This is a genomic window from Halomonas sp. PBN3 (assembly GCF_000475415.1).
GTDB lineage: Bacteria > Pseudomonadota > Gammaproteobacteria > Pseudomonadales > Halomonadaceae > Halomonas > Halomonas shengliensis.
In genome coordinates this window covers 84,838-109,692 of sequence record NZ_AXCA01000163.1, presented here as the reverse complement: position 1 = coordinate 109,692, position 24,855 = coordinate 84,838, and the positions used below count along the sequence as shown (strand labels likewise).

The window sequence follows — 24,855 nt, the reverse complement described above, 5'->3', positions numbered from 1 at the left end:
CTCAGCCCCGCCCCGCGGCGGCCTCCAGCAGCGGGCGACGCTCCTCGAGGTCATGACCCGCGGCATGGGCCGCGGCCAGCAGCGCGGGGATGTCGCAACTCTCGCCCTGGCTGCGGGCGTGGGCCCAGAGGTGCACGGCGCGCTTGCCGGTCTTGCAGAATGCCAGGATCGGCGTGGGCAGGGTCTCCAGCGCCTCGCCGAAGGCGGCGATATCGGCCGCGGAGTAGTCCCCCGGGGTCACCGGGATGCAGCGCCACTCGAGGCCCAGCTCGGCGGCACGCTCGCGGAGGGGGCGGTCGTCGGGATGGTCCTCGGCCTCGCCGGGGCGGCGGTTGCAGACCACCGAACGGAAGCCGCGGCGGGCGACCTCGTCGAGATCGGCCGGGGTGACGGCGTCGGTGATGGCGAAGCCGGGTTCGAGCTCATGGATCTGCATGCAGGCACTCTCCTCTTCTCAGAACTTGTTGATCGGCACCTTGAGGTAGACCTGGCCGTTGTCCTCGGCGGGGGGCATCTCGCCGGCGCGCATGTTCACCTGTACCGAGGGGATGATCAGCCGCGGCATGCCCAGGGTGGCGTCGCGCTCGGTGCGCATCCTGACGAACTCCTCCTCGCCGATGCCCTCGTGGACGTGCACGTTGTGGGCGCGCTGTTCGGCCACCGAGGTCTCGTGCTGGAACTCCTCGCGCTCCGGCGCCTTGTAGTCGTGGCATAGGAAGAGGCGCGTCTCATCGGGCAGGGCCAGCACCTTCTGGATGGAGCGATAGAGGGTGCGCGCGTCGCCGCCGGGGAAGTCGCAGCGGGCGGTGCCGTAGTCGGGCATGAACAGGGTGTCGCCGACGAAGGCGGCATCGCCGATCACGTAGGTGAGGCAGGCCGGGGTGTGGCCCGGAGTGTGCAGCACCCGCCCCTCGAGGTTGCCGATGGTGAAGGTGTCGCCCTCCTCGAAGAGACGGTCGAACTGGCTGCCATCGCGGGCGAACTCGGTGCCGGCGTTGAAGGCCTTGCCGAAGACGTCCTGCACCACGGTGATCCTGGCGCCGATGCCGGTCAGCCCGCCCAGCCTCTCGTGCAGGTAGGGCGCGGCGGAGAGGTGGTCGGCGTGAACGTGGGTCTCGAGGATCCACGCCACCTCGAGGCCGTTGTCGCGCACGAAGGCGATGATCTCGTCGGCGGAGCGCACATCGGTGCGGCCGGCGGCGTAGTCGAAGTCGAGCACCGAGTCGAGGATGGCGCAGGCATTGCTGTCGGGATCCTGCACCACATAGCTGAAGGTGTTGGTGGGCTCGTCGAAGAAGTGGGTCACGATGGGTCGTGGCGTGTGCGTCCTGGACATGGGGAACAACCTCCGTGGGATGTCGCGTGCCGATATACCAACAGCATAGCCCAAATCACATTCTAAGCATAGATTATTTAGATATATACCACCCTGGCCGTGAGGCCCCACGAAACACCACGGGCCCCGAAAATACGGGGCCCGTGAGCGGTGAACGCTGCGCCTACTCCCAGGCGGCGCCCTCCAGGGCATCCAGGGGGATCTTGAGGTAGCGCCTGCCGTTGGCCTCGGGCTCCGGCAGGCGCCCGCCACGGGTATTCACCTGCAGGGAGTGGAGGATCAGCTTGGGCATGGGCAGCTCGCTGTCGCGCTGGTCGCGCATGGCCGTGTATTCCGCCTCGCTGACGCCGTCGGCCAGGTGCTTGTTGGTCTCGCGCTGCTCGCGCACCGTGCTCTCCCACTCTGGCTCGCGGCCGTCGGGCATGTAGTCGTGGCCGGTGAACAGGCGGGTGTCGTCGGGCAGCGCCAGGATCGCCTGGATCGAGCGCCACAGCTGGTGGGCATCGCCCCCGGGGAAGTCGGCCCGGGCGGTGCCGAAGTCCGGCTGGAAGAGGGTGTCGTGGACGAAGGCGGCGTCGCCCACCACGTAGGTGATCGAGGCCAGGGTATGCCCCGGAGAGAACATCACCCGCGCCTCCAGCTCGCCGATGTGGAAGGTCTCCTCCTCGGCGAAGAGGCGATCCCACTGGGAACCGTCGGCCGGGAAGTCCGGCCAGTGGTAGATCTCCTTCCAGAGCTTCTGCACCTCCACCACCTTCTCACCGATGGCGGTGGGGGCGCCGGTCTTCTCGCTCAGGTAGCGTGCCGCCGAGAAGTGGTCGGCATGGGGATGGGTATCCAGCACCCACTCCACCTCGAGCCCCTTCTCCTTCACGTAGGCGAGCAGCTCGTCGGCGTGGTGGGTGGCGGTGGCCCCGGACTTCTCGTCGAAGTCGTACACCGGGTCGATGATGGCGCACTTGCCGGTGGCGGGGTCGCTAACCACATACTGGATGGAGAAGGTGCGCGGGTCGAAGAAGCCGGCCACCTCGGGGCTGCCGGCGCCACTGCTGGGAGAGAGGGCAAAGGTCTTCATGGGCGTCCTCCGATAGGGTTCGGGGTGGGTCGACCACCGATTGCTTTATATGGAATAAGCTTAGCTGAAAAATGACTATACGGCGATTGTACCGCTGCATGGCGGCGATAGCCGCGGTCAACAGCCGCAACGACAGGCGCCCGCGACCTTGCGGCCGCGGGCGCCTTGCCAGGAACGCCGGCACAGGCCGGCGACGGCTACTTCTTCAGCTTGCAGGTGTTCATGCCCAACAGCTTGTAGGCCGGGCAGAAGTTGAACAGACCGGTGGCCAGCGGTACCACGCCGATCCAGCCCCAGGCACCGATGGTGCCGGTCAATGCCAGCAGGATCAGCACGATGCCGACCACGATACGGGCAATCCTGTCGATACCACCTACGTTACGGGTCATGGCGTTCTCCTCGATGCTTGGACGCAAGAGTTGCTTGGATTCAGAAGGTAAAGACCGGAACACTCGGGTCACGCATCAGCTCGGCGATCGGGCCCGGTGCGGCAATGCCCACCCCCTCGCGCAACACCTCCTCACCATAGTCGCGGTTGGGCAGATAGATGGCGCAGACGTCCACCTGAGCACCATTCCCCATCAGCATCTGCATGATGCCCTCGGGGGTCACCTGACCGGCGGGGTTGCTCGGCGGGGTATTGATGGGCTGGGCGCTCTGGTAGCCCTCTACTGCCAGTTCACCGGCCTGGTCGCAGAGCAGCAGCTGCAGGTCGGTGCCCTGCTGCTGCATGGCGTTGGCGAGGATCATCGCCATGCCCTGGGTCTCCAGGGAGTCGCTGGTCAGGATCACCAGCGCCTTGTCATCCATCGCCTTGCCCTCCTCAGCCTCCCCGCCATGGTTGTCGGCCAGGGCCGCGGCGCCGAAGGCGAGGGTACCGGCGGCGAGTGCCGCACTCAGGGTCGTCTTGATGCTCATACAATCACCTCGCGGTCATTGGGTAGTGAAGGAAACCGACTCAGCGTCGTTACTGCGCCGGGCGCCAGGCCACGTCGGGGTCGACCTCGTAGCTCCAGGGCAGCCCGGAGTTACGCCAGCCGTTCACCGCACGCTCGTTCTCCTGCATCAGTTCATAGGCCTCGCTCGCCGTGACGTAGAGCCCCAGCCGGGTCTCGCGATAGGCCGCGGCCTCCTCGGCCAGCGCCGGGCCCGCCGCGAGCAGCGCCGCCAGGGCGGTCGAGGCCAGAAGATCCTTCAACGCCATTCCATGACAAAACCCTCTAAGCTAATTACAAACTACGTTACCGAAGAATGGTCCACTCAGACAGCTTTGCCATGGGACATCTGGCCGCACCTTGATATGAGTCAAGCTTAAGGAGCGGACCTGGCAGGACCGAGTGGTCAGGCATCACCATCACACCGGGGCTTCCCGGTGTGATGCGGAGGGCAGGTTGTCGCGGCGCTAGAGCTCGATGCGGTCGCCGTAGGCAGGAATCTGTGCCTCGATCTCGCTCTCGGCCAGGGCCGCCTGGAGCACCTTCTGGGTCTCGGGCTCGCCGTGCACCAGGTAGAGGCGCGGACGGTTGCGGAAGGCCCCGGCCCAGCCGATCAGCTGGCTCTGGCCGGCATGGGCGGAGAAGCCGCCGATGGTGTGCACCCTGGCCTTCACCGCCAGGTCGTGGCCGAACACGCGGATGCGCTCGGCACCATCGACGATCTGGCGGCCGATGGTGCCACCGGCCTGGAAGCCGACGATCACCAGCCGGGTGGCGGGTTTCTCCAGGTTATAGCGGAAGTGGTGGACGATACGCCCACCGTTGCACATGCCCGCACCGGCGATGATGATCGCCCCGCCGTGTATGCGGTTGATGGCCATGGACTCCTCAACGGTCCGGGTCATGCGCAGCACCGGAAGGTACTGGCCGGGATCACCGCTGGCCGCCTTGTTGAGCACCTTGAGGTCCTCGGGGTCGAGCGCCTTGCGCGCCCGGTGGTAGAGCTCGGTGACCCGGATCGCCATGGGGCTGTCGAGGAACACCATCTGCTGGCGCAGGCGCCCCTCGTGATAGAGCACGCTGAGGTGATAGAGGATCTCCTGGCTGCGCCCCACCGCGAAGGCAGGGATCAACACGTTGCCGCCGTCGGCATGGGCCTGCTCCAGCACGCCGGCGAACTCCTCGAGGGTCTCCTCCAGCGGACGGTGGTCGCGGTCGCCGTAGGTGCTCTCCATCAGCACCAGGTCGGCCTCGTAGAGCTTCTCGGGGTCCTTCATCAGCACCGAGCTGGGGTTGCCCAGGTCGCCGGAGAACACCAGGCGCTTCTCCTGGCCGCCGGAGGGCACACCGAGCTCGACGATCGCCGAGCCGAGGATATGGCCGGCGTCGCGGAACACCAGGGTCACCCCACCGGGCAGGGTGACCGGCTGGCCGTAGGGGTGGGAGACGCACTGGGCGAGGGTCTGCGCCACGTCGTCGAGGTCGTAGAGCGGCTCCACCAATGGCCTGTCGTGGCGGCTGCGCCACTTGTTTTCCCACTCGATGTCCTTGGCCATCACGAAGGCCGCGTCCTGGAGCATGATCTCCAGCAGGTCGCGGGTGCCGCGGGTGCAGTGGATGGGCCCGCGATAGCCCTCGCGCACCAGCTTGGGCAGCAGGCCCGAGTGGTCCAGATGGCCATGGGAAAGCACCACCGCCTCGAGCTCCTTCACCAGCTTACCGAAGGGCTTCTCGTTGGCGCGATCGGCGTCCGCCCCGCCCTGGTGCAGGCCGCACTCCAGCAGCAACCGGTGGGGCCCCTGCTCGCCATCCACCTCGAACAGGTAGCGGGACCCGGTGACTTCCCCCACCGCGCCCAGAAAGGTCAGTGTCGACATGTGCATGCTCTCCCGTCTGCTGGCGATCCCTGTCGGGCCCTTGTCTACCTTCAGCATAACGGATCGTCACCTCCCTGACGCCTGATCGATGTTACGGCATGACCACGACCGCCTTTCGAGTTCCATCACCGACGGGTAAGCGACGGAAAAACCTTGCCACCCATGCACGCGACTTTTACCCTATAAACTTCCTGAAAAATCCGCGCGCAAGGCGCCATCATCGAGAGCCATACCAGGATGTCGACGAGCCCTCAACTCGTGCTGGTCATGGGTGTTTCCGGGTCGGGAAAATCCTTCATCGGCCGGCGTCTCGCCGAGGCGATATCGGCCTACTTCATCGATGCCGATGACCACCACAGCCCCACCAGCATCGCCAAGATGTCACGCGGCGAGCCCCTCAACGACGGCGATCGCGAGGGGTGGCTGGCCACCCTGGCCGACTACTACCGCGACCACCGGCAACAGGGGCGTTCGCTGGTGATCGGCTGCTCCGCCCTCAAGCGTCGCTACCGCGACACCCTGCGCGGCGGCGCGCCGGCGCTCAGGATCCTCTACCTGCACGGCAGCCGCGAACTTCTGCTGTCACGGCTGCGTGCCCGGCAAGGGCATTTCTTCCAGGGAGAGCACATGCTCGACAGCCAGCTTCGTGATCTGGAACCGCCGGGAAACGACGAGGCCTTTCGCGTCGATATCGCCCTGTCACCGGACGAGATCGTGTCGCGCTTCATCGAGCGATTCGACACCTGACCTCTGCCCTTCGTCAGCCAACAAAGGAAAGAAAATAGGCAAGGAAAAGGGAGGCCATTCAGCCTCCCTTTTTTCACGCCTTGCGCTGTCTTACGGCGCCTCTATAGCGGCCAGATGGCCAGCTGCGGCCAGATCAGCAGGGCCGCCAGCACCAGCAGCTGGATCGCCATGAAAGGCAGCACCGAGAGGTAGATGTCCTTCAGGCTGATCTCCGGTGGCGCCACGCTCTTCAGGTAGAAGGCGGCGGGGCCGAACGGCGGCGACAGGAAGGAGACCTGCATGTTCACCGCGAACAGGATGCCGAACCAGATCGGGTCGTAGCCCAGCTGGGTGACGATGGGCAGGAAGATCGGCAGGGCCAGCATGGCGATGCCGATCCAGTCCAGGAACAGCCCCAGCACCAGCATGATCGCCATCATCACCAGGATGATCACGATCGGCGCCACCTCCATGCCCAGGATCATGCCGGAGACGAAGCGGTTGCCGCCCATCAGGTTGTAGACCCCCACCAGGGCCGCGGCACCGATGCCGATCCAGATGATCATGCCGCAGGTGTTGAGGGTCTGGCCCAGGCTGTGGTGCAGCATCGCCACGTTGAACTCGCCACGCAGCACGATGGCCAGGATCACCCCGAACACGCCCATGGCCGCCGCCTCGGTGACCGAGGCGATGCCGCCATAGATGGTGCCCAGCACCAGGAAGGCGACCATCCCTGGCAGCAGGATCGCCTTGATCGCCTCGAGCTTGCTGGCGAAGGGGTTGTCCTGGGTCTCGGCGGTGAGCGGCGGGCCCATCTCGGGGTTCTTCAGGCAGCGCACCAGCACGTAGGCGATGTAGGAGCCCATCAGGATCACCGCCGGGGTGATCGCCGCGGTGAACAGCTCGGCGATGGAGACGCTGGCGATCAGGCCGTAGATGATCAGCACGATCGACGGCGGCATCATGGTGCCCAGCGCCCCGCCGGCGCACACCACGCCGATGGAGAGGCGCTTGTCGTAGCCCAGGCGCAGCATCTGCGGCAGCGCCAGGATGCCCAGCAGCACGATCTCGCCGCCGATGATCCCCGACAGCGCGGCGAGGAAGAAGGCCACCACGATGGTCTGCACCGCCACGCCCCCGGGCAGCCGCCCGGCGAACACCCGCATGGCGTTGAACAGGTCCTTGGCGATGCCCGAGCGGTCGAGCAGCGAGGCCATCAGCACGAACATCGGCACCGCCACCAGGGAGTACTCGGTGATGAAGCTGAACACCCGGCTGGTGACCAGCGGCAGCGCCGTCTCGCCGAACCAGCCGAAGGTGAAGACCATCGCCACCAGGCCGGTGATGAAGGCCAGTGGCAGGCCGGTGACCAGCAGGCCGAAGATGGCGGCGATCATCAGGATCGTTGCTGTCCCGATATCCATCAACGTGCCTCCCTGTCGGTGGACTCATGGGCGTCGGGCGCATGGTCGGCGGGACGGGCGCGAAGCGACTGGATCAGGTGCAAAGCCGCCTGCAGGGTCATCAGCGCCAGGGCGAACAGGATCACCCCCTTCACCAGCGCCGGGAAGGGCGGGTTCCAGGAGGTGCCGGAGCGCTCCAGCTGCCACTCCCCCAGCGGGTTGTGAGAGGCACGCCAGAACATGTGGAAGGCGGCGTAGCTCATCGCCAGGCAGAAACCCAGGGTCACCAGGTCGTTAAAGCGGTCCATCCAGCACTTGAGCCGTGGACCGGCGCTGTCGTAGAGCACCCGCACGCGGATATGGGCGTTGCGGGCCAGGGCCGCAGGGCCGCCCAGGGCGAAACTCACCGCGACCAGGAAGACCACGCTCTCGTGGACCCAGGAGGTGGGGTTGTTGAAGCCGTAGCGCAGGAACACCTCGACCACGCTGATGCCCATGGCGATGAGCACCAGCCAGGCGGCACCGCGGGCGCCACGGGCTACCAGGCGGTCGAGGGCGGTGCGCTCGGGGCCCTGTGCCTCGACCCGCTCGTGGGCCTCGACCGGCTCAGGCGCCTCGGCGGAGTCGTGATCTCGGGAGTCGGTGGGGGGATGGGTCATGACGCGTCTCGATCGAACGCCGCCCGGGACGGACCCGGGCGGCGCCTTGGCGGTGGATGGGGGCCGTTTACATCAGGTTGCGGGCCTGGAGGAAGGCGACCACGGAGTCGTAGATCTTCTGGTTCATCTCGCTGCGCTCGGCCCAGGCGGCCCACTCCTCCTTGGCGATGTTGCGGAACTTGGCACGCTCCTCCGGGGCCATGTCGATCAGCTCGATGTCAGGATCCTGGCGCGCCTCGGCCACGGCCTCGAGGTCGAGCTTCTTGAGCTCGAAGACCATCTCGTAGGCGAGCTTGTCCACCGAGGTCTCGAGGATCGCCTTGAGGTCCTCCGGCAGGCCGTCCCAGATCTCCTTGTTGAGCGATACGGAGACCATCGGCAGCGAGTGGAAGCCCGGGTAGTTGGGGTAGTTGGCGAAACTGTGCAGGCCCTGGTTGTGGTTGGTGGAGAACACCGTGTAGTCGGCGGCGTCGATCACGCCCTTCTCCAGCGAGGTGTAGACCTCGGAGCCCGGCAGGTTCACCGGGGCGGCGCCGGCCTTCTCGAAGATGTTGTAGACCATGCCCTCGGGGGCACGCACCTTGAGGCCCTCGAGGTCCTCCACGGTGCGGATCGGCCGTGTGGAGGGGAAGGACTCCAGGCCGGTGGCGGCGGCACCGATCAGCTGCACGCCGTAGGGATTGACCAGCTCGTTGTAGAGTTCCTCGCCACCGCCATGGTTCATGTACTCGAGGAATTCCAGCGGGTCGCCCCAGGCACCCACCAGGTTGCCCAACATGCCGAAGGCCGGGTCGCGGCCGGAGAAGTAGCTGGGGTCGGTGAGGTGGCCCTGGAGGATGCCGGACTGCACGGCATCCAGGGTCTGGTTGGCCTGGACCACGGCGTTGACCGGTAGGATCTCGATCTCGATGCGGCCGTCGGACATGGCGGTGACATTCTCGGCCCACGCCTTCTTGAGCTCGAACTGGGGCTCGCCGGCGGTCTCGGAGGTCTGGAAGGTCCACTCGTACTCGGCGGCCTGGGCGGAGAAGGCCAGTGCGCCGAGGATGGCGGCGGTCAGGCCCTTGAGGGCAAAGGAGCGTGGCATGGTCTGTTGCATGGTGTGATTCCTTCTTCAGCGCATGAGGGTTGTTGTTGTCGGTGCGGGACACCGGGTGCGAGACAAACCGGTCAGCCCGATTCGGAAACGTCTGCGCCCGGCAGGCGCAGGCGTGGCGGAGGATGGTCGAAGAGGCTGTCGAAGCCCAGGTCGAGGCCGGTACGTTCCAGCACCGAGAGGGCCGCCTGCTCGGCCTGCTCCGGCTGACGCAGGCGGATCGCCTCCATCAGCCGACGGTGGCGCTCCATGCTGTCGCTGAGCTCCGCAGCGCTGTGGTTGGAGGTTTCCACCAGCAGGCCGATGGCCGGCTTGAGCATGTGGCTGAGCTGGGCCCACATCAGGTTGTGGGTGGCGGCGAAGATCGCCTCGTGGAAGGCCACGTCATGCTCGTCATGGGTGCGCCCCTCATGGCGCCGGTCGGGGGCCTCCAGGGCGCGGATCATGCTCTCCCAGGCGGTCTCGATGGCGAGCAGATCGGCGGCGGTGGCATGCTGGGCGGCGAGGCGCGCCATGAAGGGCTCCACCGCCACCCGGAAGGCGAAGATGTCGCGGCGGATGCGCGCATTGGGCTGGGCGAAGCGGGCCATCCAGTCGCTGACCCGGGGATCCAGCAGGTGCCAGTCGGCCAGCTCGCGGACCCGGCTGCCCTGCCCCGAGATACGCACCACCATGCCCCCCGAAACCAGCTGCTGCAGGGCGCTGCGCACCGTGCTGCGGCTGACCCCGTAGGTCTCGCAGAGGTCGAGCTCCCGGGGCAGGAAGCTGCCCGGGGCGTGATCGCCGGCGAAGATGCCGCGCGCCAGGTCCTCGGCGATATCGGGTTTGGGGGGTGTCGGCATGGGCTCTGTACGACCTGTAAGAAGCTATGTCCGACATAGTCTGGACCAGATCGCCACCGCCCGCCGTTAGACTTTGGTCGCCCGAAACGCCAGGGCCCCGCCCGGCGAGTGCCGGGCGGGGCCCTGGGGATACGGAGGGGCGGGCGCGAGGCGGCCCGCCCGGGATCAGCGGTAGACGGGGAAGTTGGCGCAGACGGCCTCGACCTTGGCCTTGACCTCGCCCTCGATGGCGGCGGTGTCCTCGCCCCTGGCCATCACGTCGAGGATGTCGCAGATCCAGCCGGCGAGCTCCTTGCACTCGCCCTCGCCGAAGCCGCGGGTGGTCACCGCCGGCGTGCCGATGCGTAGCCCCGAGGTGACGAAGGGGCTCTGCGGGTCACCGGGCACGGCGTTCTTGTTGACGGTGATGTGGGCACGGCCCAGGGCGGCGTCCGCATCCTTGCCGGTCAGGCCCTGCTTGATCAGCGAGAGCAGGAAGAGGTGGTCCTCGGTGCCGCCGGAGACGATCTCATAGCCACGCTCGATGAACACCGAGGCCATGACCTGGGCGTTCTTCACCACCTGCTGCTGGTAGGTCTTGAACTCGGGGGCCATGGCCTCCTTGAAGCAGATCGCCTTGGCGGCGATGACGTGCTCCAGCGGGCCACCCTGGCTGCCCGGGAAGACCGCGGACTGGAGCTTCTTCTCCATCGCCTCGTCGCCCTCGCTGGAGAGGATCAGGCCGCCGCGGGGGCCACGCAGGGTCTTGTGGGTGGTGGTGGTGACCACGTGAGCGTGGGGCAGCGGGGTCGGGTAGACACCGGCGGCCACCAGGCCGGCCACGTGGGCCATGTCCACCAGCAGGTAGGCGCCCACCTCGTCGGCGATCTCGCGGAACTTGGCCCAGTCGATGATCTGGGAATAGGCGGAGAAACCGGCGATGATCATCTTCGGCTGGTGCTCGCGGGCCAGCTTGGCCACCTCGGCGTAGTCGATGCGGCCGGCCTCGTCGATGCCGTACTGCACGGCATGGTAGTGCTTGCCGGAGAAGTTGGGCTTGGCGCCGTGGGTCAGGTGGCCGCCGGCATCCAGGCTCATGCCCAGCACGGTATCGCCCGGCTTGACCAGCGCCTGGAAGACCGCGGCGTTGGCCTGGGAGCCGGAGTGCGGCTGGACGTTGGCGTAGGTGGCCCCGAACAGCTCCTTGGCGTAGTCGATGGCCAGCTGCTCGACGACGTCGACGTACTCGCAGCCGCCGTAGTAGCGCTTGCCGGGATAGCCTTCCGCGTACTTGTTGGTAAGCTGGCTGCCCTGGGCCTCCATCACCCGGGGGCTGGCGTAGTTCTCGGAAGCGATCAGCTCGATGTGAGCCTCCTGGCGCCGCACTTCCTGCTGCATGGCGTCAAGGAGGGCGTCATCGAAACCGGCAATCGTCATGTCACGGCTGAACATCGTCTGGAAACCTCGCATCACGGAGTGAAGATGTCCTCGCATGATACCCCAGCCCCGGGCGCTTTCACATGAAAGCGGATCATCGCCGACGGCGAATCGGCGCACGTCGGCGAGGGCTCAGCGGGTCTCCACGCGCATGGCGAAGCGTTCGGGCAGCGCGAGCGGGTCCTCGGCGAAGCGCTCGAGACGCTCCTCGGCGGGCAGGTCGAGGGTGACCACCAGGGTCTCGGAGCCGCCGGCCATCAGGTCCACCAGGCCGTTGAGCAGGTCGCGCACCTGGGGGCCGAACATCATCCCGAAGCCCTCGGCCTGGGTACGCGCCTGCTCCAGGTACTGGGCCTTGCTGATGCCCTCCATGGTGGCGCCCAGGGTCGCCAGGCGGTCGAAGAGCCCACGCTCGGCCAGGCGCAGCTCGAGCCGGCCGCCGCCCAGGGCGGCCTCCTCCAGCAGGGTGCCCTCGGCCATCAGCGTGGCGACGTCCCCCTCCTCGGGCAGGACCAGCAGGCTGTCGAGGTCGAGGCCGACCACCAGGCCGTCGCGCAGGGTCAGCTCGCCGTCGCTGACGAGGCGCCCTTCGCGCTCGTCCTCGGGCTCCCAGCGGGCATCGAAGGCGGCATCCAGGCGCAGTTCGCCGCTGCCGTCGGTAAGCACGTTGCTGGCCATGCGCAGGCGGGTGCGCTCCTCCTCGGGGGAGAGCGCGATCATCCGGGTGAGGTCCAGCGACAGGGCGTCGAGCCAGAGGCCGCCCTCGCCGTCCGCGAAGTCGTTGTCCAGCGACAGGCGCTCCAGGCGCGCCAGGCGCTCCTCGCGATGGTCGATGGCCAGGGTGATCAGGGTCACGCCGTCGAACCAGGCCTCCTCCAACGCCTCGTCGTCACGCGGCGGCACCGCGCGGTCGGGGGCGTCCAGGGCGACCTCCTCGATGGCGATGGTGAGCGGCGCCTCCAGCTCCTCCACCTCACCCTCCAGACGCACGCCCTCCAGGGTGACGGCGTCCGGGGCGTCGTAGTCGCCGCTGACCACGTAGCGCTCGACCCACAGCCGCTCGCCGTCATGGCCGGTGAAGCGAATCGCCTCGGCGCGGGTCTCGGCGCCCAGCAGCGAGGTGGAGACCTCGCCGAAGCTCAGCTCACCGCGCCCGGCGAACAGCGCCCGCAGGTCGGCCTCCAGGCGCTCGGCATCGGCCAGCGCCGGGGCAACCGGCAGCATGAAGGCGGCGGCGAATGCCGCGGTGAGAAAGCAGAAACGCATGGGACCACCTCCCGTGTGATCGTGATGGCGTGGAGCACAGCTCCCAGCCTAGCTCAATCGGCCGCGGCCAGTCGCGCCTCGAGGCGCTCGTTGCAGGGCTATCGCAGATAGCCTGGCTGCTCGATAGCTCGGGGCTGATCTGGCGATAAGCCTACGAGGAGGCGCTGTAAATACCTCCCTGTACGCTACCTCGGCCGTCCCTGGTCCTCGGACCTCCTCTTCGGCTTATCCCCAGCGCCCCTTGGTTCGGTAACTGCGATAGCCCTGGCGCTCGTTGACGGCCTCCAGTACCGCCAGGCGCGCCCGGCGCTTGTCGTCGCCGGCCACCAGGGTCCACTCGGCCCCGGGGCGGTGGGTGGCGGAGAACATCGCGTCAATGGCCTGGTGGTAGTCGTCCCAGTGCTCGCGGTTGCGCCAGTCCTCGGCGGTCAGCTTGTGGCGCTTGTGGGGCGTGGCGGCGCGATCCTCGAAGCGCCTGAGCTGCTCGTCCCGGGAGATCGCCAGGAACAGCTTGATCAGCACCCCGCCATGCGCCAGCAGGCGCTCCTCGAAGTGGCGGATCTGGGCCAGGCGATCCTCGAAGGCGCCGGCGGCGAGGCGCCGCTCGGCGCGGGCGAAGAGCGCGTCACCGTGCCAGCCGTGGATGAAGATGCCAATGCGCCCGCGTTCCGGCACCCGTCGCCAGTAGCGCCACCAGTAGGGCCGGCTCTGCTCCTCGCTGCTGGGGGCCAGGGCGTGCACCTCGGTGTGGCGGTTCTCCAGCCAGCGGTTGAGGGCATTGACCAGCTGCCCCTTGTGCGTCGCCGCATGGCCGGTGAGCAGCAGGACCACCGCGCGCTCCTGGCGGCGGGCGAGTTCGAGCTGGGCCTCCAGCAGCCGATAGCGCAGGGTGTCTCGCTTCATGGCGACGCCTCAGGTCTCGCCCAGCAGGCCCAGGCTAGCCGCCGGGGCCTGGCGACGCAGGTCCCGGGAGAGCAGGTGCCCGATGGCGCCGATCGCCAGCGCCCCGCCCAGCGGCAGCGCCAGCCACAGCCAGGGATGGGGGCGCGGCGCCAGGTCGAGCCAGGCGACGTAGAGCCCGGCGGTGGCCAGCTCCGCCAGCAGCGCGCCCATCAGCCCGCTGGCGAGGCCGAGGATGGCGAACTCCGCCCCCTGCACCCGCGAGAGCAGGCGGTTGCCGGCACCGAAGACGCGCAGCAGGCCGCTCTCGTGGGCACGTACCGGACGGCTGGCGGTGAGGGCGGCATAGAGCACGCTAACGCCGGCCAGCAGCACGAAGGCCAGCACCAGCTCCACGGCGCGGGTCACCTGGGTGAGCAGCTCGCGCACCTGGGCGAGGATGGCATCGACGTTGAGCAGGGTGACCCCGGGGAAGTCGCGCACCAGCTCGCGGGTCAGCTCGCGCCGCTCCGCGTCGAGGTGGAAGGCGGTGATGAAGCTGTGGCCGAAGCGCTCCAGCACCCCGGGAGGGAAGATGACGTAGAAGTTGGGGCGGAAGCTGTCCCAGTCCAGGTCGCGCAGGCTCTGCACCTCACCGACCACCTCGTCGGCGCCGATGGTGAAGGTGAGGGTATCGCCCAGTCCCAGGCCGAAACGCTCTGCCAGGCCATCCTCCAGGGAGATCGGCACCGTCGCCACGCCAGGCTCGGCGGCCACCTCGTCGAACCAGTCGCCGCCGCCCTCGGCCGCGGTATCGAACCAGCGGCCCGCCACCTGGCGGTTGCCCTCGGGCAGGGTCTCGCGCCAGGTCAGGTTGAGCTCGCGGCGCAGGGCGTTGTCTCCGCGCGACTCGGGGGGCACCGCGTCGCGGGGCGCCTCGCCGTTGATGGCGGTGATGCGCCCACGCACCATGGGGTAGAGGGCGCTGCGGACGTCGGCGGCATCGCCCAGGGCGGCTTCGAAGGCCTCCCGCTCGTGGGGCTGGATGTTGATGGCGAAGTGGTTGGGGGTCTCCTCGGGAAGCTGGGCCTGCCAGGTGGTCAGGAGGTCGCCGCGCACCATGGCGATCATCGCCATGGCGAAGAAGGTCACCGCGAAGGCGAGCAGCTGGCCCAGGCTCGCCGTGCACCGCCGCGCCAGCTGGGCGCCGCCCAGGCGCAGCGCCTGGGCGAGGCCCGCCTCGCCCTCGCCGCGGGGCAGCCGCGCCGCCAGGCGCAGCACGCCGGCCAGCAGCAGCCGGCCCAGCCCCCACAGCACCACCAGCATGACCAGCCCGCCCAGCAGCAGGGCCACCGAGAGGCCGAGATCGCCGGAGTAGAGCCACAGCAGGCCGCCGAAGACCGCGCTGGCCACCGCCACCACCAGCCACGCCGAGGCGGGCAGCGGGTCGAGCTCGCGACGCAGCACCTTGAGGGCACTGACCTTCTTGAGCCGCAGCAGGGTGGGGCCGGCGAAGCCCACCAGCACCGCCAGGGCGGTGAAGACCCCGAGCCACAGCGGCAGCGCGCCGGGCGGCGGCAGCTCCAGCGGCAGGAAGGCGGTGAGCAGCGCCAGCAGCCCGGCCTGGCCGGCCAGCCCCAGCGCCGCGCCCAGCAGCGAGGCCGCCAGCGCCAGCCACAGCAGCTGCAGGGCGAACAGCCGGCTGAGCTCGCCCTGGGTGGCGCCGAAGCAGCGCAGCAGGGCGGCGGTATCCAGGTGCCGGTCGACGTAGCGGCGGGTGGACATGGCCACCGCCACCCCGGCCAGCAGCACCGCGGCGAGCCCGGCCAGGCTCAGGTAGCGCTCGGCGCGCTCCAGGGCGTTGCCGAGCCCGGGGCGGTCGCGGCGCACGTCGCGCACCTCCACCCCGTCGCGACGCAGCCGCTCCAGCAGCGGGGTGAGCGCTTCCAGGATGTCCGGCGGCCCGGCGCCCAGCAGCTCGAACTCCACCCGCGAGCCGTCCTGGACCAGGGCGGTGTCGCCGATGTCGTCGATATGCATCATCAGGCGCGGGTTGAAGCTACCGAAACCGGCGGACTGGTCGGGCTCGCGCTCCACCAGGCCGCCCACCCTGAGCTCGCTCTCGCCGATGCGCACCCGGTCGCCAACCTCGGCCCCGAGCAGCAGGGCCAGGCGCGGCGCCAGCCACACCTCGCCGGGGGCGGGGCCACGCGCCAGGGTCTCGACGCCCTCCCCCAGGTCCACCTCTGCCGCGCCGTAGAGGGGGTAGCGGTCGTCCACCACCTTGAGACTCGCCGGCTGGAAGGCGTCGTCGAAGCTGACCATGGAGACCATGTCGATCTGGTCGCTGAGCACCAGGCCGGCCTCCTCGAGCTCGGCGCGCAGGGCGTCCTCGAAGGGCCGCGCCTGCTCCAGCACCAGGTCGCCGCCCAGCAGCTGGCTCGCCTGGCGCGTCAGGCCGCGGTCGAGGCGATCCAGGAAGAAGCCGATCATGGTGGAGGCGGCCACCGCCAGGGCCAGGGCGACGAACAGCGCACGCACGTCGGCGGCACGCAGGTCGCGTGCCAGCCCCCGCGCCGAGAAGCGCGCCAGGCGCAGGGCGGGCCGGCTCATGCGCTCACCTCGTCGAGGGTCATCATCTCGGCCAGGCGGCCGTGATCCAGGCGCAGGCTGCGGTCGCAGCGCCGCGCCAGGGCATGGTCGTGGGTGACCAGCACCAGGGTGGTGCCGGCCTCGCGGTTGAGGGCGAACAGCGCCTCGATGATGCGCTCGCCGGTGTCGGGGTCGAGGTTGCCGGTGGGCTCGTCGGCGAACACCAGCTCGGCGCCGGTGACGAAGGCCCGGGCCAGGGCCACCCGCTGCTGCTCGCCACCGGAGAGCTGCTTGGGCAGGTGGTCCAGACGCTCGCCCAGCCCTACCCGCTCCAGCCACTCCCGGGCGCGCGCCTCGGCGCCGGCCCGCGGCGAGAGCTCCAGCGGCAGCATCACGTTCTCCAGCGCCGTGAGGGTGGGCAGCAGCTGGAAGTTCTGGAACACGAAGCCCACCCGGCCGGCGCGCAGCCGTGCCCGACCATCCTCGTCGAGCTCGGCGAGCCGGTGGCCGAACATCGAGAGCTCGCCGGAGGTGGGCAGGTCGAGCCCGGCCAAGAGCCCCAGCAGGGTCGACTTGCCGGCGCCACTCTGGCCGAGGATCGCCACCGTCTCGCCGGGGAACACCGAGAGCGCCAGGTCACTCAGAATGGTGAGCCGCCGTTCGCCGCTGGCCACCTCCTTGCAGAGGTGCTCGGCGTGTAGAATCGGTGTCGTCTTCCGCTGAGAGGTCGCCTTCATGATCACAAGATCCCCTGCTGTTGCGTTGCGTTGCTCGCTGGGCTGGCTGCTGGCCCTGGCGCTCTGGACCCAGGCCGCGCCGGCCGCGGAGCGCCCCACCCTGCTGGTGATGGGCGACAGCCTGAGTGCCGCCTATGGCATCGAGGCCGACGCGGGCTGGGTCAGTCTGCTGCAGGCGCGCCTCGACGGGAAGGCACGTGTGGTCAACGCCAGCATCAGCGGCGAGACCTCCAGCGGCGGCGCGGCCCGGCTGCCCGAGCTTCTCGGACAGCATGCCCCCGACATCGTTCTGCTCGAGCTGGGCGGCAACGACGGCCTGCGCGGCCTGCCGCCGGGGCAGTTCCAGGCCAACATGCGGCGCATGGTCGAGGCGAGCCAAGAGGCGGGCGCCGAGGTGCTGCTGCTGGGCATCGACATCCCGCCCAACTACGGCCAGGCCTACCGTGACGCCTTCACCGGGGTCTACCACCGCCTGGCCGACGACTACGACCTGCCGCTGGTGCCCTTCCTTCTCGAGGGGGTGGCGCTGGAGGAGACGCTGATGCAGGACGACGGCATCCACCCCACCGCCGCCGCCCAGCCGGTCATCCTGGAGAACGTCTGGCCGACGCTGACGCCCCTGCTCGAGGAGAACGGCCTGGCCCTGGCCGAGGCAAAGGGCTGACGCCGTGACGGGCGTTCGGTTCGCCTACTGCGCTGGCGCTGGCGCCTTCTGCCACTGCTGCAGGCCGAGGCCGGCGAGGATCAGCACCAGGCCTACCAGGGTAGACGGCAGGATCGGCTCGTCCACCACCAGGTAGAGCAGCAGCAGCGACACCGGCGGCGAGAGGAAGATCAGGTTGGAGACCTTCGCCGTGCGCGACACCGTGTGCACGGCGAGCTGCCACAGCACGAAGGCGATGCCCATCTCGAAGAGCCCCACGTAGACCCCTGCCCCCAACGCCGTCCAGCCATGCCACTCAAGGCCCGGCCCGGCCAGCAGCAGCACCGTGAGCACCGGCAGACCGACGCTGAAGTTCTGCCACTGGGCCACCAGCGGCGGGCGAGGGTCACGGGCGTTGAGCAGCCAGTAGAGCGCCCAGATCAGCGTCGAGGCGAGCGCCATGGCGACGCCCAGGGGGTCGGCGAAGGCCACGTCGAGCACCGCCCCGCGGGTCGCGATCACCCAGACGCCGGCATAGGCGATCAGCCCCGCCAGCACGTCCGTGCGGGTCAGCCGCTGGCCGAGCAGCGGCACCGCCAGGAAGGCCATGGCCAGCGCCCAGGTGTAGTTGAGGGCCATGGCCTCCTGGCCCGGCAGGCGGTCGTAGGCCCCGAACAGCACCAGATAGTAGGCCACCGGGTTCATCAGCCCGGCCCAGGCGGCGGTGCGCCAGCCGCGGCGCAGCGCCTGTCCCAGCAGGCCCTGGCGCGCCACCAGCACGCCGATCAGCGCCCAGGAGACCAGCGAGGCGAGCCACATCAGCGCCAGCGGGCTCATGTGGCCTAGCGCCACCTTGAACGCCGTGGCTACCGTGGACCACAGCGCCACGGCACCGAGGCCGAACAGCATCGCCTGGCCGTCGCGGGTCATGGGCGTGACCTCGGGGCAGGAAAGCGGCGGGGAATTCCAACGGGTGACACGGCGTCCTCACAGTCGCGACAATGGGCGACCCATCCTACCAGCGAGGAGCCCCCATGGCCGCCCCCGAGATCAGTCAGCGCCGCCTCTACGAATGGTTGACCGGCGATGAGGACAGCCGGATGTGCCGGGACATCCCCGACGAGGCGTGCGACGAGCAGCCGCGCAGCTTCTTCCTGCACCTGGTGGCCTCGCTGGGCAACAAGCTCGCCGACGAGCTCGCCAGCGCCCGGCTGGTGCTGCCCTGGCTGCTGGGGGTGATCGGCGCGCCGCTGTGGATGGTGGGCCTGCTGGTGCCGATCCGCGAGGCCGGCGCCCTGCTGCCGCAACTGTTCGTGGCCGGCTTCATCCGCCAGAAGCCACGACGCAAGTGGGTATGGGTGGCCGGCGGGCTGCTCCAGGCGGCCGCCGCCGCGGCACTCGCCCTGCTCGCGCTGGCCGGTTCCGGGGGGCTGGGCGGCGCCCTGGTACTGGCCGTGCTGGTGGCGCTGTCGCTGGCCCGGGGGCTCTCCTCCATCGCCACCAAGGACGTGCTGGGCAAGACCATCGCCAAGCGGCGCCGCGGCACCCTGATGGGCTGGAGCGGCAGCGTGGCGGGCGCCGTGACCCTGGCCGCCGGCGGCGTGCTGATGCTCTTCGAGGACCGCCCCGGCGAGCTGACCCTGGCGGTGCTACTGGGGGTGGCGGCCCTGGGCTGGGCGCTCAACGCCCTGTGCGCGGCGCGACTCCGCGAGGCCCCGGGCGCGGTGGAGGGCGGCGAGAACGCCTGGGACAGCATCAAGCTGGGCCTGCGCCTGCTGGGCGAGGACCGCGCCTTCCTGCACTTCAACGTCGCCCGCGCCCTGCTGCTGGCCAGCGCCCTGGCGCTGCCTTGGGTGGCGCTGCTCGGGCAGCAGCAGAGCGGCACCGAGCTTGGCGGCTTGGGGGTGCTGATCGTGGTCTCCGGCGTCGCCGGCATGCTGGCGAACCCCGTCTGGGGCAAGCGCGCCGACGCCTCGAGCCGCCGGGTGATGCGCGACGCCGGCCTGGGGGCGGCGGCCTGCTGCCTGCTGGGCGCGCTGGTCGCCTGGCTTCCGGGGGGCTGGACCCAGACGGTATGGCCCTATGCGCTGGTCTATGCGCTGCTGGTGATCGTGCATGCCGGGGTGCGCCTGGGGCGCAAGACCTATGTAGTGGACATGGCGGGCAGCGACAACCGCGCCCTCTACGTGGCGCTCTCCAACACCCTCACCGGGGTGCTGCTGCTGGTGTTGGGCGGCGCCGTGGGCGCCCTGGGCCAGTGGCTGGGTGGTGCCGCGCTGCTGGTGGTGCTCGCCGGCATGGCGCTGGCCGCCGCCGCCAGCGCCAGCCGCCTGCCCGAGGTGGAGTGAATGGCCCGGCCAGGCCCGCGCCTGTGCCGCGTTGAAATCCCGCCGCCCACTGGCCATGATATCTGGCACACTAGCGGCAACACGCGCGCCGTCTCCCCCCGGGCAGCCAGGACAGGATCCGCGACAGGAACGCCCAGCATGAAACGATCTCCCCTGATCAGTCCCGACCTGCTCGAGCGCATCGTCGACGCCTCGGAGGACGGCATCGTGGTCGCCGAGCAGGAGGGCGACGAGAACATCCTGATCTACGTGAACAAGGGCTTCGAGCGCCTGACCGGCTACAGCGCCGACGAGATCCTCTACCAGGACTGTCGCTTCCTGCAGAACGACGACCGCGACCAGGAGGGCCTCGACACCCTGCGCAAGGCGCTGGCCGTGGGGCGCCCCTGCCGCACCGTGCTGCGCAACTACCGCAAGGACGGCACCCTGTTCTGGAACGAGCTCTCCATCACCCCGGTGCATGACGACGACGACAACCTCACCTATTACATCGGGGTGCAGAAGGACGTCACCGAGCGGGTCGAGGCCCAGCAGGAGCTGGCGCGGCTCAAGGCCGAGCACGGCCTGGAGTGAGCCCCGCGGCGGCGCCGCGAAAAAACCGCCCTCGAGGGCTTGCACTGCACTCCCAAGGCATATATATAGCGCCCAGGCAGCCAGCTTGCTGCCTGGGCGCTTCGGGTTCGCATGTGTGACGTGACCGGCGGACGAGAAGCGATCGTGTGATGGCCCGGCAACTTCCGGGCCCTGGCCATGGGAGGATTGCCACATGGGCCGTGAACCCCTTCTCGATCCCGGATACGACGACGATCAGGAACTCGCCGACGCGGTGAACGACGACGACTACGTGCGTCCCCGCGCCACCAGCCGCGCCGACACCCTGCGCGCCCGCCGCCGCGTCGAGGCACTGCTAGAGGAGCGCCGCCTGAGGCGTGCTATCGAGGACGACTGGGCGGTGGACGAAGAGGAGTAGCCCCCGCCACTGGCTGGCCTTTGCCCGTTGCGGGCTCTATCATCCCGAGGTCAGCCAACCCCCCAACCAAGTGGAACTCCATGGCGCAATACGTCTACACCATGAATCGGGTGGGCAAGGTCGTGCCCCCCAAGAAGCAGATCCTCAAGGACATCTCGCTCTCCTTCTTCCCCGGCGCCAAGATCGGCGTGCTGGGCCTCAACGGCGCCGGCAAGTCGACCCTGCTGCGCATCATGGCCGGCGTCGACACCGAGTACGAGGGCGAGGCGCGCCCGATGCCGGGCATCAACGTCGGCTACCTGCCCCAGGAGCCCGAGCTCGACGACAGCAAGAACGTGCGCGAGACCGTCGAGGAGGCCCTGGCCGGCATCAAGGAGGCCCAGGAGAAGCTCGACGGCGTCTACGCCGCCTACGCCGAGCCGGACGCCGACTTCGACGCCCTGGCCGCCGAGCAGGCACGCCTGGAGAACATCATCGAGGCCGCCGACGCCCACAACCTGGAGCGCAAGCTGGAGGTTGCCGCCGAGGCCCTGCGCCTGCCGCCCTGGGAGGCCCAGGTCGGTCATCTCTCCGGCGGCGAGCGGCGCCGCGTGGCGCTGTGCCGGCTGCTGCTCTCGAGCCCCGACATGCTGCTGCTGGACGAGCCCACCAACCACCTGGACGCCGAGTCGGTGGCCTGGCTGGAGCGCTTCCTGCACGACTACAGCGGTACCGTGGTGGCGATCACCCACGACCGCTACTTCCTCGACAACGTGGCCGGCTGGATCCTCGAGCTCGACCGCGGCCAGGGCATCCCCTTCGAGGGCAACTACTCCCAGTGGCTCGAGGCCAAGGAGAAGCGCCTGGAGCAGGAGGCCAAGCAGGAGGCCTCGCGCCAGAAGGCGATCAAGCACGAGCTCGAGTGGGTGCGTTCCAACGCCAAGGGCCGCCAGGCCAAGAGCAAGGCGCGCCTCAACCGCTTCGAGGAGATGCAGTCCGGCGACTTCCAGAAGCGCAACGAGACCAACGAGATCTACATTCCGCCCGGCCCGCGCCTGGGCGACAAGGTCATCGAGTTCCACGGCGTCGCCAAGGCCTTCGATGACAAGCTCCTCTACGAGGACCTGACCTTCACCGTGCCCAAGGGTGCCATCGTCGGCATCGTCGGCGGCAACGGCGCGGGCAAGTCGACGCTGTTCAAGCTGATCACCGGTAAGGAGCAGCCCGACGCCGGCGAGGTGGTGGTCGGCGACACCGTCGATGTCGCCTACGTCGAGCAGCTGCGTGACGGTCTCGACGACAAGCAGACGGTGTGGGAGGCGGTCTCCGACGGTCAGGACATCCTCAACATCAACGGCTACGAGGTCTCCTCGCGGGCCTACGTGGGGCGCTTCAACTTCAAGGGCAATGACCAGCAGAAGCGGCTGAACGAGCTCTCCGGCGGGGAACGCGGCCGCCTGCAGCTGGCCCAGACCCTCAAGCAGGGCGCCAACGTGCTGCTGCTCGACGAGCCCTCCAACGACCTGGACATCGAGACCCTGCGGGCCCTCGAGGAGGCGCTGCTGGCCTTCCCCGGCTGTGCCATGGTGATCTCCCACGACCGCTGGTTCCTCGACCGCATCGCCACCCATATCCTGGCGTTCGAGGGCGACTCCCACGTGGAGTTCTTCGAAGGCAACTACACGGATTACGAGGCGGACCACAAGAAGCGCGTGGGCGACGACACCCCGCACCGCATGAAGTACAAGCGGATCGACGCCTGACCGGCTTCGCCGGAGCGGGAAGCCGTAAGCTTTAAGCTGTAAGAGAAAACCCCACTAACCTTCTCGGTTGTGGGGTTTTCTTATGGCTTACGGCTTATAGCTTACAGCTCCCGGTTTCTACTGAAGCTCCGCTTCAGTAGAAACCGGGTTCGCCCTCGGGGCGGGTCTTGAAGCGTCGGTGCAGCCACAGGTACTGCTCGGGGTGGCGACGGATGGCGCCCTCGATGAAGGCGTTGACCCTGGCCGCGTCGGCCACCTCGTCGTCACTGGGGAAGTTCTCCAGCGGCGGCAGGTACTCCAGGGTGTAGGTGCGATTGTCCGGGTTGCGATGGAAGATCAGCGGCATCACCGGGGCGCCGGTCATGCGGGCGATGCGCGCGGTCATCTTCACCGTGGCAGCCGGAATGCCGAAGAAGGGGGCGAACACGCTGGCGTCGCGCCCGAAGTCCTGGTCCGGCGAGTACCAGACACTATGGCCCGCCTTGATGCGGCGCACCACGCCGCGCAGGTCGAAGCGGTCGATGGTCTCGCCGAAGATGCGATTGCGCGCCCGGGTCATGAAGCGCTCGAAGAGCGGGTTGTCGTGGGGGCGATAGACGGCGTCGGCAGGGAAGAACAGCGAGTGCAGGGCGCCGCCCAGGTCGAGGGTCGAGAAGTGCACGCCGATGATCAGGGCGCCCTTCCCTTGGGCCTGCACCCGGGCCATGTGCTCCTGGCCCTTGAAGGTGACGCGGTGGCGCAGGTGCTCCGGGTCACGGCACCAGGCGGTGGCGGTCTCCATGATGCCGATGCCGTTGGCGATGAAGGTCTCCCTGACCAGCGCCCGGTGCTGCTGTTCATCGAGTTCGGGGAAGCAGAGCCGCAGGTTGGTCTCGGTGATATGCCGACGGCGCCCGGCGAAACGCCAGGCGGCCAGGCCGATCGCCTTGCCGACCAGGATCTTGAGGCCCCAGGGCAGCCAGGCGGCGAGGTGCATGGCGCCGATGGCCAGCCACACCGGCCAGTACCGGGGGTGGGCGAAGTTCGTCGAGGCGTCGTCCCTGGACATGCGGGCTTCCTGTCGAGCTAGCGGGGCTGCCCATGATAGCGCCTCGGCACCCGCGGCAGCACCCCGGTAAGCAGGGTGTAGCTGATGGTGTCGCAGTAGCGGGCCACCTCGTCCACCGAGAGCACCTCGCCGTTGGCCGCCCGCCCCCACAGCACCACCTCGCTGCCGATGTCGGCCTCGGGAATATCGGTCAGGTCCACGGTGAGCATGTCCATGGAGACCTTGCCGGCGATCCTGGTGCGCCGCCCCTCGACCAGCACCGGGGTGCCATCCACCGCGTGGCGGTCATAGCCGTCGCCGTAGCCGGCGGCCACCACGCCGATGCACGAGGGACGCGGGGTCACCCAGCGCCCGCCGTAGCCCACCGGCTCGCCGGCGGGCAGCTCACGCACGGCGATGATCGCCGAGCGCAGCGTCATCACCGGCGCCAGGCGGCGGCTGGCCGCGTTGGCGGCCTCCAGCGGGTCGCTGCCGTAGAGCATCACCCCGGGGCGGTTCCAGGCACCGTGGGCGGAAGGCCGCGCCAGGGTGGCCGGCGAGTTGGCCAGGCACAGCGAGGCGTCGAGACGCTCGGCGAGGGCCGTCAGGCACGCCATCTGCGCCTCGAAGTAGGCCTCCTCCACCAGGTCGGCGGTGGCGAAGTGGCTCATCAGCTGCAGGTCGCAGGCGTGGTCGGGGGCGGCCTGCAGCCGCCGCCAGGCCGCCTCGGCCTGCTCGGGGGGGAAGCCCAGGCGATGCATGCCGGAGTCCACCTTGAGCCACACGGGGATGGGGCGCGCGGGGCGATGGGCGAGCAGGGCGTCGAGCTGCCAGTCGCTGTGAACCGCCATCCACAGGCCCAGTTCGTCTACCTGGTCAAGCTCATCGGCGCCGAAGATGCCCTCGAGCAGCACGATGGGGGTGGCGATGCCCGCCTCGCGCAGGGTCACCGCCTCCTCGATGCAGGCCACGGCGAAGGCCGGGGCGAGCCCCTCCAGGGCACGGGCGCAGGCCACCGCGCCGTGGCCGTAGGCGTCGGCCTTGAGCACGGCGACACAGCGGCTCTCGGGCGAGCACTCGCAGGCGAGACGGTAGTTGTGGCGCAGGGCGTCGAGGTCGATCTCGGCGGTCAGCGGCCGGGCCATGGCAAACTCCAGGTCAGCGAACGGAACAACCCGGCATTATCATCGGAATGGACGGCGAAATCACGGAAGAAACCGCCGTATCGACGGCGGTTTCCCCAGCGATCGCGCTAAAGGAAGGGGGCAGTCCAGCAAGATCCTCCA

25 protein-coding genes are annotated in these 24,855 nt (G+C 68.9%); 6 read left to right on the top strand and 19 right to left on the bottom strand.

Translation table 11 applies throughout. From position 1 onward, the window contains the following. Position 1 precedes the first annotated feature (1 nt). The 7 genes from Q673_RS29235 to Q673_RS29205 all read right to left on the bottom strand — a co-directional run bounded on the left by Q673_RS29235 (position 2) and on the right by Q673_RS29205 (position 5,223). Positions 2 to 436, bottom strand: coding sequence for a TIGR01244 family sulfur transferase (locus Q673_RS29235; protein ID WP_023006280.1), 435 nt, complete (start codon positions 434 to 436; stop codon positions 2 to 4). Between the two features lie 18 nt (positions 437 to 454). Next, positions 455 to 1,336, bottom strand: a complete 882-nt coding sequence (locus tag Q673_RS29230) for an MBL fold metallo-hydrolase (RefSeq protein WP_031218268.1) — start codon at positions 1,334 to 1,336, stop codon at positions 455 to 457. A 163-nt stretch (positions 1,337 to 1,499) separates the two neighbouring features. Then, the gene (locus tag Q673_RS29225; protein ID WP_023006278.1) at positions 1,500 to 2,411 is read right to left on the bottom strand and encodes an MBL fold metallo-hydrolase; all 912 of its coding nucleotides are present in this window, start codon (positions 2,409 to 2,411) and stop codon (positions 1,500 to 1,502) included. A gap of 197 nt (positions 2,412 to 2,608) precedes the next feature. Then, positions 2,609 to 2,800 carry a YgaP family membrane protein gene (locus Q673_RS29220; RefSeq protein WP_023006277.1) on the bottom strand — a complete coding sequence of 64 codons (192 nt, stop codon included), beginning with the start codon at positions 2,798 to 2,800 and terminating at the stop codon, positions 2,609 to 2,611. A 40-nt stretch (positions 2,801 to 2,840) separates the two neighbouring features. After that, positions 2,841 to 3,329: a hypothetical protein gene (locus Q673_RS29215; protein WP_023006276.1), complete on the bottom strand. Its 489-nt coding sequence runs from the start codon at positions 3,327 to 3,329 to the stop codon at positions 2,841 to 2,843. Between the two features lie 49 nt (positions 3,330 to 3,378). Then, positions 3,379 to 3,615 (bottom strand): hypothetical protein, encoded by a 237-nt coding sequence (locus Q673_RS29210; protein ID WP_081712036.1) that lies wholly within the window; start codon positions 3,613 to 3,615, stop codon positions 3,379 to 3,381. A gap of 198 nt (positions 3,616 to 3,813) precedes the next feature. Further along, the gene (locus Q673_RS29205) at positions 3,814 to 5,223 is read right to left on the bottom strand and encodes an MBL fold metallo-hydrolase RNA specificity domain-containing protein (protein WP_023006274.1); all 1,410 of its coding nucleotides are present in this window, start codon (positions 5,221 to 5,223) and stop codon (positions 3,814 to 3,816) included. 237 nt (positions 5,224 to 5,460) lie between these two features. Here Q673_RS29205 and Q673_RS29200 point away from each other — a divergent pair, with 237 nt between their 5' ends. Beyond that, positions 5,461 to 5,970 carry a gluconokinase gene (locus Q673_RS29200; RefSeq protein WP_031218267.1) on the top strand — a complete coding sequence of 170 codons (510 nt, stop codon included), beginning with the start codon at positions 5,461 to 5,463 and terminating at the stop codon, positions 5,968 to 5,970. A 101-nt stretch (positions 5,971 to 6,071) separates the two neighbouring features. Here the strand turns inward: Q673_RS29200 and Q673_RS29195 are convergent, their stop codons facing one another. From Q673_RS29195 to Q673_RS29155, 9 genes are all read right to left on the bottom strand, one after another. Continuing rightward, positions 6,072 to 7,373 (bottom strand): TRAP transporter large permease, encoded by a 1,302-nt coding sequence (locus Q673_RS29195; protein ID WP_023006272.1) that lies wholly within the window; start codon positions 7,371 to 7,373, stop codon positions 6,072 to 6,074. Continuing rightward, a complete protein-coding gene (locus tag Q673_RS29190; RefSeq protein WP_023006271.1) occupies positions 7,373 to 8,011 on the bottom strand; it encodes a TRAP transporter small permease subunit in 639 nt (212 codons plus the stop codon). Before Q673_RS29190 ends, Q673_RS29195 begins: the two co-directional genes overlap by 1 nt. Positions 8,012 to 8,078: 67 nt before the next feature. Beyond that, positions 8,079 to 9,098 carry a TRAP transporter substrate-binding protein gene (locus Q673_RS29185; RefSeq protein ID WP_031218266.1) on the bottom strand — a complete coding sequence of 340 codons (1,020 nt, stop codon included), beginning with the start codon at positions 9,096 to 9,098 and terminating at the stop codon, positions 8,079 to 8,081. An 83-nt stretch (positions 9,099 to 9,181) separates the two neighbouring features. Beyond that, entirely contained in the window at positions 9,182 to 9,949 is a 768-nt protein-coding gene (locus Q673_RS29180; RefSeq protein WP_023006269.1) for a FadR/GntR family transcriptional regulator, read from the bottom strand. 165 nt (positions 9,950 to 10,114) lie between these two features. Next, entirely contained in the window at positions 10,115 to 11,380 is a 1,266-nt protein-coding gene (glyA, locus tag Q673_RS29175; RefSeq protein ID WP_023006268.1) for a serine hydroxymethyltransferase, read from the bottom strand. A 117-nt stretch (positions 11,381 to 11,497) separates the two neighbouring features. After that, positions 11,498 to 12,631, bottom strand: coding sequence for a hypothetical protein (locus Q673_RS29170; protein ID WP_023006267.1), 1,134 nt, complete (start codon positions 12,629 to 12,631; stop codon positions 11,498 to 11,500). A 225-nt stretch (positions 12,632 to 12,856) separates the two neighbouring features. Continuing rightward, entirely contained in the window at positions 12,857 to 13,534 is a 678-nt protein-coding gene (locus Q673_RS29165; RefSeq protein WP_023006266.1) for a polyphosphate kinase 2 family protein, read from the bottom strand. A 9-nt stretch (positions 13,535 to 13,543) separates the two neighbouring features. Beyond that, entirely contained in the window at positions 13,544 to 16,123 is a 2,580-nt protein-coding gene (locus Q673_RS29160; protein ID WP_023006265.1) for an ABC transporter permease, read from the bottom strand. Further along, positions 16,120 to 16,839 carry an ABC transporter ATP-binding protein gene (locus Q673_RS29155; protein ID WP_031218263.1) on the bottom strand — a complete coding sequence of 240 codons (720 nt, stop codon included), beginning with the start codon at positions 16,837 to 16,839 and terminating at the stop codon, positions 16,120 to 16,122. Before Q673_RS29155 ends, Q673_RS29160 begins: the two co-directional genes overlap by 4 nt. Here Q673_RS29155 and Q673_RS29150 point away from each other — a divergent pair. Continuing rightward, positions 16,838 to 17,503 (top strand): arylesterase, encoded by a 666-nt coding sequence (locus Q673_RS29150; RefSeq protein WP_043524956.1) that lies wholly within the window; start codon positions 16,838 to 16,840, stop codon positions 17,501 to 17,503. The two genes, Q673_RS29155 and Q673_RS29150, sit on opposite strands and share 2 nt — an antisense overlap. A 24-nt stretch (positions 17,504 to 17,527) precedes the next feature. Here Q673_RS29150 and Q673_RS29145 read toward each other — a convergent pair whose 3' ends face one another. Beyond that, positions 17,528 to 18,412, bottom strand: a complete 885-nt coding sequence (locus Q673_RS29145; protein WP_023006262.1) for a DMT family transporter — start codon at positions 18,410 to 18,412, stop codon at positions 17,528 to 17,530. Positions 18,413 to 18,516: 104 nt separating this feature from the next. On the opposite strand from Q673_RS29145, the gene Q673_RS29140 reads away from it, so the two are divergent. The 4 genes from Q673_RS29140 (at position 18,517) to ettA (ending at position 22,542) form a co-directional block, all read left to right on the top strand. Continuing rightward, positions 18,517 to 19,830: a hypothetical protein gene (locus Q673_RS29140; protein ID WP_023006261.1), complete on the top strand. Its 1,314-nt coding sequence runs from the start codon at positions 18,517 to 18,519 to the stop codon at positions 19,828 to 19,830. 138 nt (positions 19,831 to 19,968) lie between these two features. Then, the gene (locus tag Q673_RS29135) at positions 19,969 to 20,403 is read left to right on the top strand and encodes a PAS sensor domain-containing protein (RefSeq protein ID WP_023006260.1); all 435 of its coding nucleotides are present in this window, start codon (positions 19,969 to 19,971) and stop codon (positions 20,401 to 20,403) included. A 193-nt stretch (positions 20,404 to 20,596) separates the two neighbouring features. Further along, positions 20,597 to 20,800, top strand: coding sequence for a PA3496 family putative envelope integrity protein (locus Q673_RS29130; RefSeq protein ID WP_023006259.1), 204 nt, complete (start codon positions 20,597 to 20,599; stop codon positions 20,798 to 20,800). An 80-nt stretch (positions 20,801 to 20,880) separates the two neighbouring features. Further along, positions 20,881 to 22,542 carry an energy-dependent translational throttle protein EttA gene (ettA, locus tag Q673_RS29125; protein WP_023006258.1) on the top strand — a complete coding sequence of 554 codons (1,662 nt, stop codon included), beginning with the start codon at positions 20,881 to 20,883 and terminating at the stop codon, positions 22,540 to 22,542. A gap of 133 nt (positions 22,543 to 22,675) precedes the next feature. Here the strand turns inward: ettA and lpxL are convergent, their stop codons facing one another. Continuing rightward, entirely contained in the window at positions 22,676 to 23,590 is a 915-nt protein-coding gene (lpxL, locus tag Q673_RS29120; protein WP_023006257.1) for an LpxL/LpxP family Kdo(2)-lipid IV(A) lauroyl/palmitoleoyl acyltransferase, read from the bottom strand. 17 nt (positions 23,591 to 23,607) lie between these two features. Continuing rightward, positions 23,608 to 24,714: an alanine racemase gene (gene alr / locus Q673_RS29115; protein ID WP_023006256.1), complete on the bottom strand. Its 1,107-nt coding sequence runs from the start codon at positions 24,712 to 24,714 to the stop codon at positions 23,608 to 23,610. Positions 24,715 to 24,855 lie beyond the last annotated feature (141 nt).

Coding starts and splice junctions, on each gene's coding strand:
- Q673_RS29235 (WP_023006280.1), bottom strand. CDS start 436: ATGCAGATCCATGAGCTCGAACCCGGCTTCGCCATCACCGACGCCGTC.
- Q673_RS29230 (WP_031218268.1), bottom strand. CDS start 1,336: ATGTCCAGGACGCACACGCCACGACCCATCGTGACCCACTTCTTCGAC.
- Q673_RS29225 (WP_023006278.1), bottom strand. CDS start 2,411: ATGAAGACCTTTGCCCTCTCTCCCAGCAGTGGCGCCGGCAGCCCCGAG.
- Q673_RS29220 (WP_023006277.1), bottom strand. CDS start 2,800: ATGACCCGTAACGTAGGTGGTATCGACAGGATTGCCCGTATCGTGGTC.
- Q673_RS29215 (WP_023006276.1), bottom strand. CDS start 3,329: ATGAGCATCAAGACGACCCTGAGTGCGGCACTCGCCGCCGGTACCCTC.
- Q673_RS29210 (WP_081712036.1), bottom strand. CDS start 3,615: ATGGCGTTGAAGGATCTTCTGGCCTCGACCGCCCTGGCGGCGCTGCTC.
- Q673_RS29205 (WP_023006274.1), bottom strand. CDS start 5,223: ATGTCGACACTGACCTTTCTGGGCGCGGTGGGGGAAGTCACCGGGTCC.
- Q673_RS29200 (WP_031218267.1), top strand. CDS start 5,461: ATGTCGACGAGCCCTCAACTCGTGCTGGTCATGGGTGTTTCCGGGTCG.
- Q673_RS29195 (WP_023006272.1), bottom strand. CDS start 7,373: ATGGATATCGGGACAGCAACGATCCTGATGATCGCCGCCATCTTCGGC.
- Q673_RS29190 (WP_023006271.1), bottom strand. CDS start 8,011: ATGACCCATCCCCCCACCGACTCCCGAGATCACGACTCCGCCGAGGCG.
- Q673_RS29185 (WP_031218266.1), bottom strand. CDS start 9,098: ATGCCACGCTCCTTTGCCCTCAAGGGCCTGACCGCCGCCATCCTCGGC.
- Q673_RS29180 (WP_023006269.1), bottom strand. CDS start 9,949: ATGCCGACACCCCCCAAACCCGATATCGCCGAGGACCTGGCGCGCGGC.
- glyA (WP_023006268.1), bottom strand. CDS start 11,380: ATGTTCAGCCGTGACATGACGATTGCCGGTTTCGATGACGCCCTCCTT.
- Q673_RS29170 (WP_023006267.1), bottom strand. CDS start 12,631: ATGCGTTTCTGCTTTCTCACCGCGGCATTCGCCGCCGCCTTCATGCTG.
- Q673_RS29165 (WP_023006266.1), bottom strand. CDS start 13,534: ATGAAGCGAGACACCCTGCGCTATCGGCTGCTGGAGGCCCAGCTCGAA.
- Q673_RS29160 (WP_023006265.1), bottom strand. CDS start 16,123: ATGAGCCGGCCCGCCCTGCGCCTGGCGCGCTTCTCGGCGCGGGGGCTG.
- Q673_RS29150 (WP_043524956.1), top strand. CDS start 16,838: ATGATCACAAGATCCCCTGCTGTTGCGTTGCGTTGCTCGCTGGGCTGG.
- Q673_RS29155 (WP_031218263.1), bottom strand. CDS start 16,839: ATGAAGGCGACCTCTCAGCGGAAGACGACACCGATTCTACACGCCGAG.
- Q673_RS29145 (WP_023006262.1), bottom strand. CDS start 18,412: ATGACCCGCGACGGCCAGGCGATGCTGTTCGGCCTCGGTGCCGTGGCG.
- Q673_RS29140 (WP_023006261.1), top strand. CDS start 18,517: ATGGCCGCCCCCGAGATCAGTCAGCGCCGCCTCTACGAATGGTTGACC.
- Q673_RS29135 (WP_023006260.1), top strand. CDS start 19,969: ATGAAACGATCTCCCCTGATCAGTCCCGACCTGCTCGAGCGCATCGTC.
- Q673_RS29130 (WP_023006259.1), top strand. CDS start 20,597: ATGGGCCGTGAACCCCTTCTCGATCCCGGATACGACGACGATCAGGAA.
- ettA (WP_023006258.1), top strand. CDS start 20,881: ATGGCGCAATACGTCTACACCATGAATCGGGTGGGCAAGGTCGTGCCC.
- lpxL (WP_023006257.1), bottom strand. CDS start 23,590: ATGTCCAGGGACGACGCCTCGACGAACTTCGCCCACCCCCGGTACTGG.
- alr (WP_023006256.1), bottom strand. CDS start 24,714: ATGGCCCGGCCGCTGACCGCCGAGATCGACCTCGACGCCCTGCGCCAC.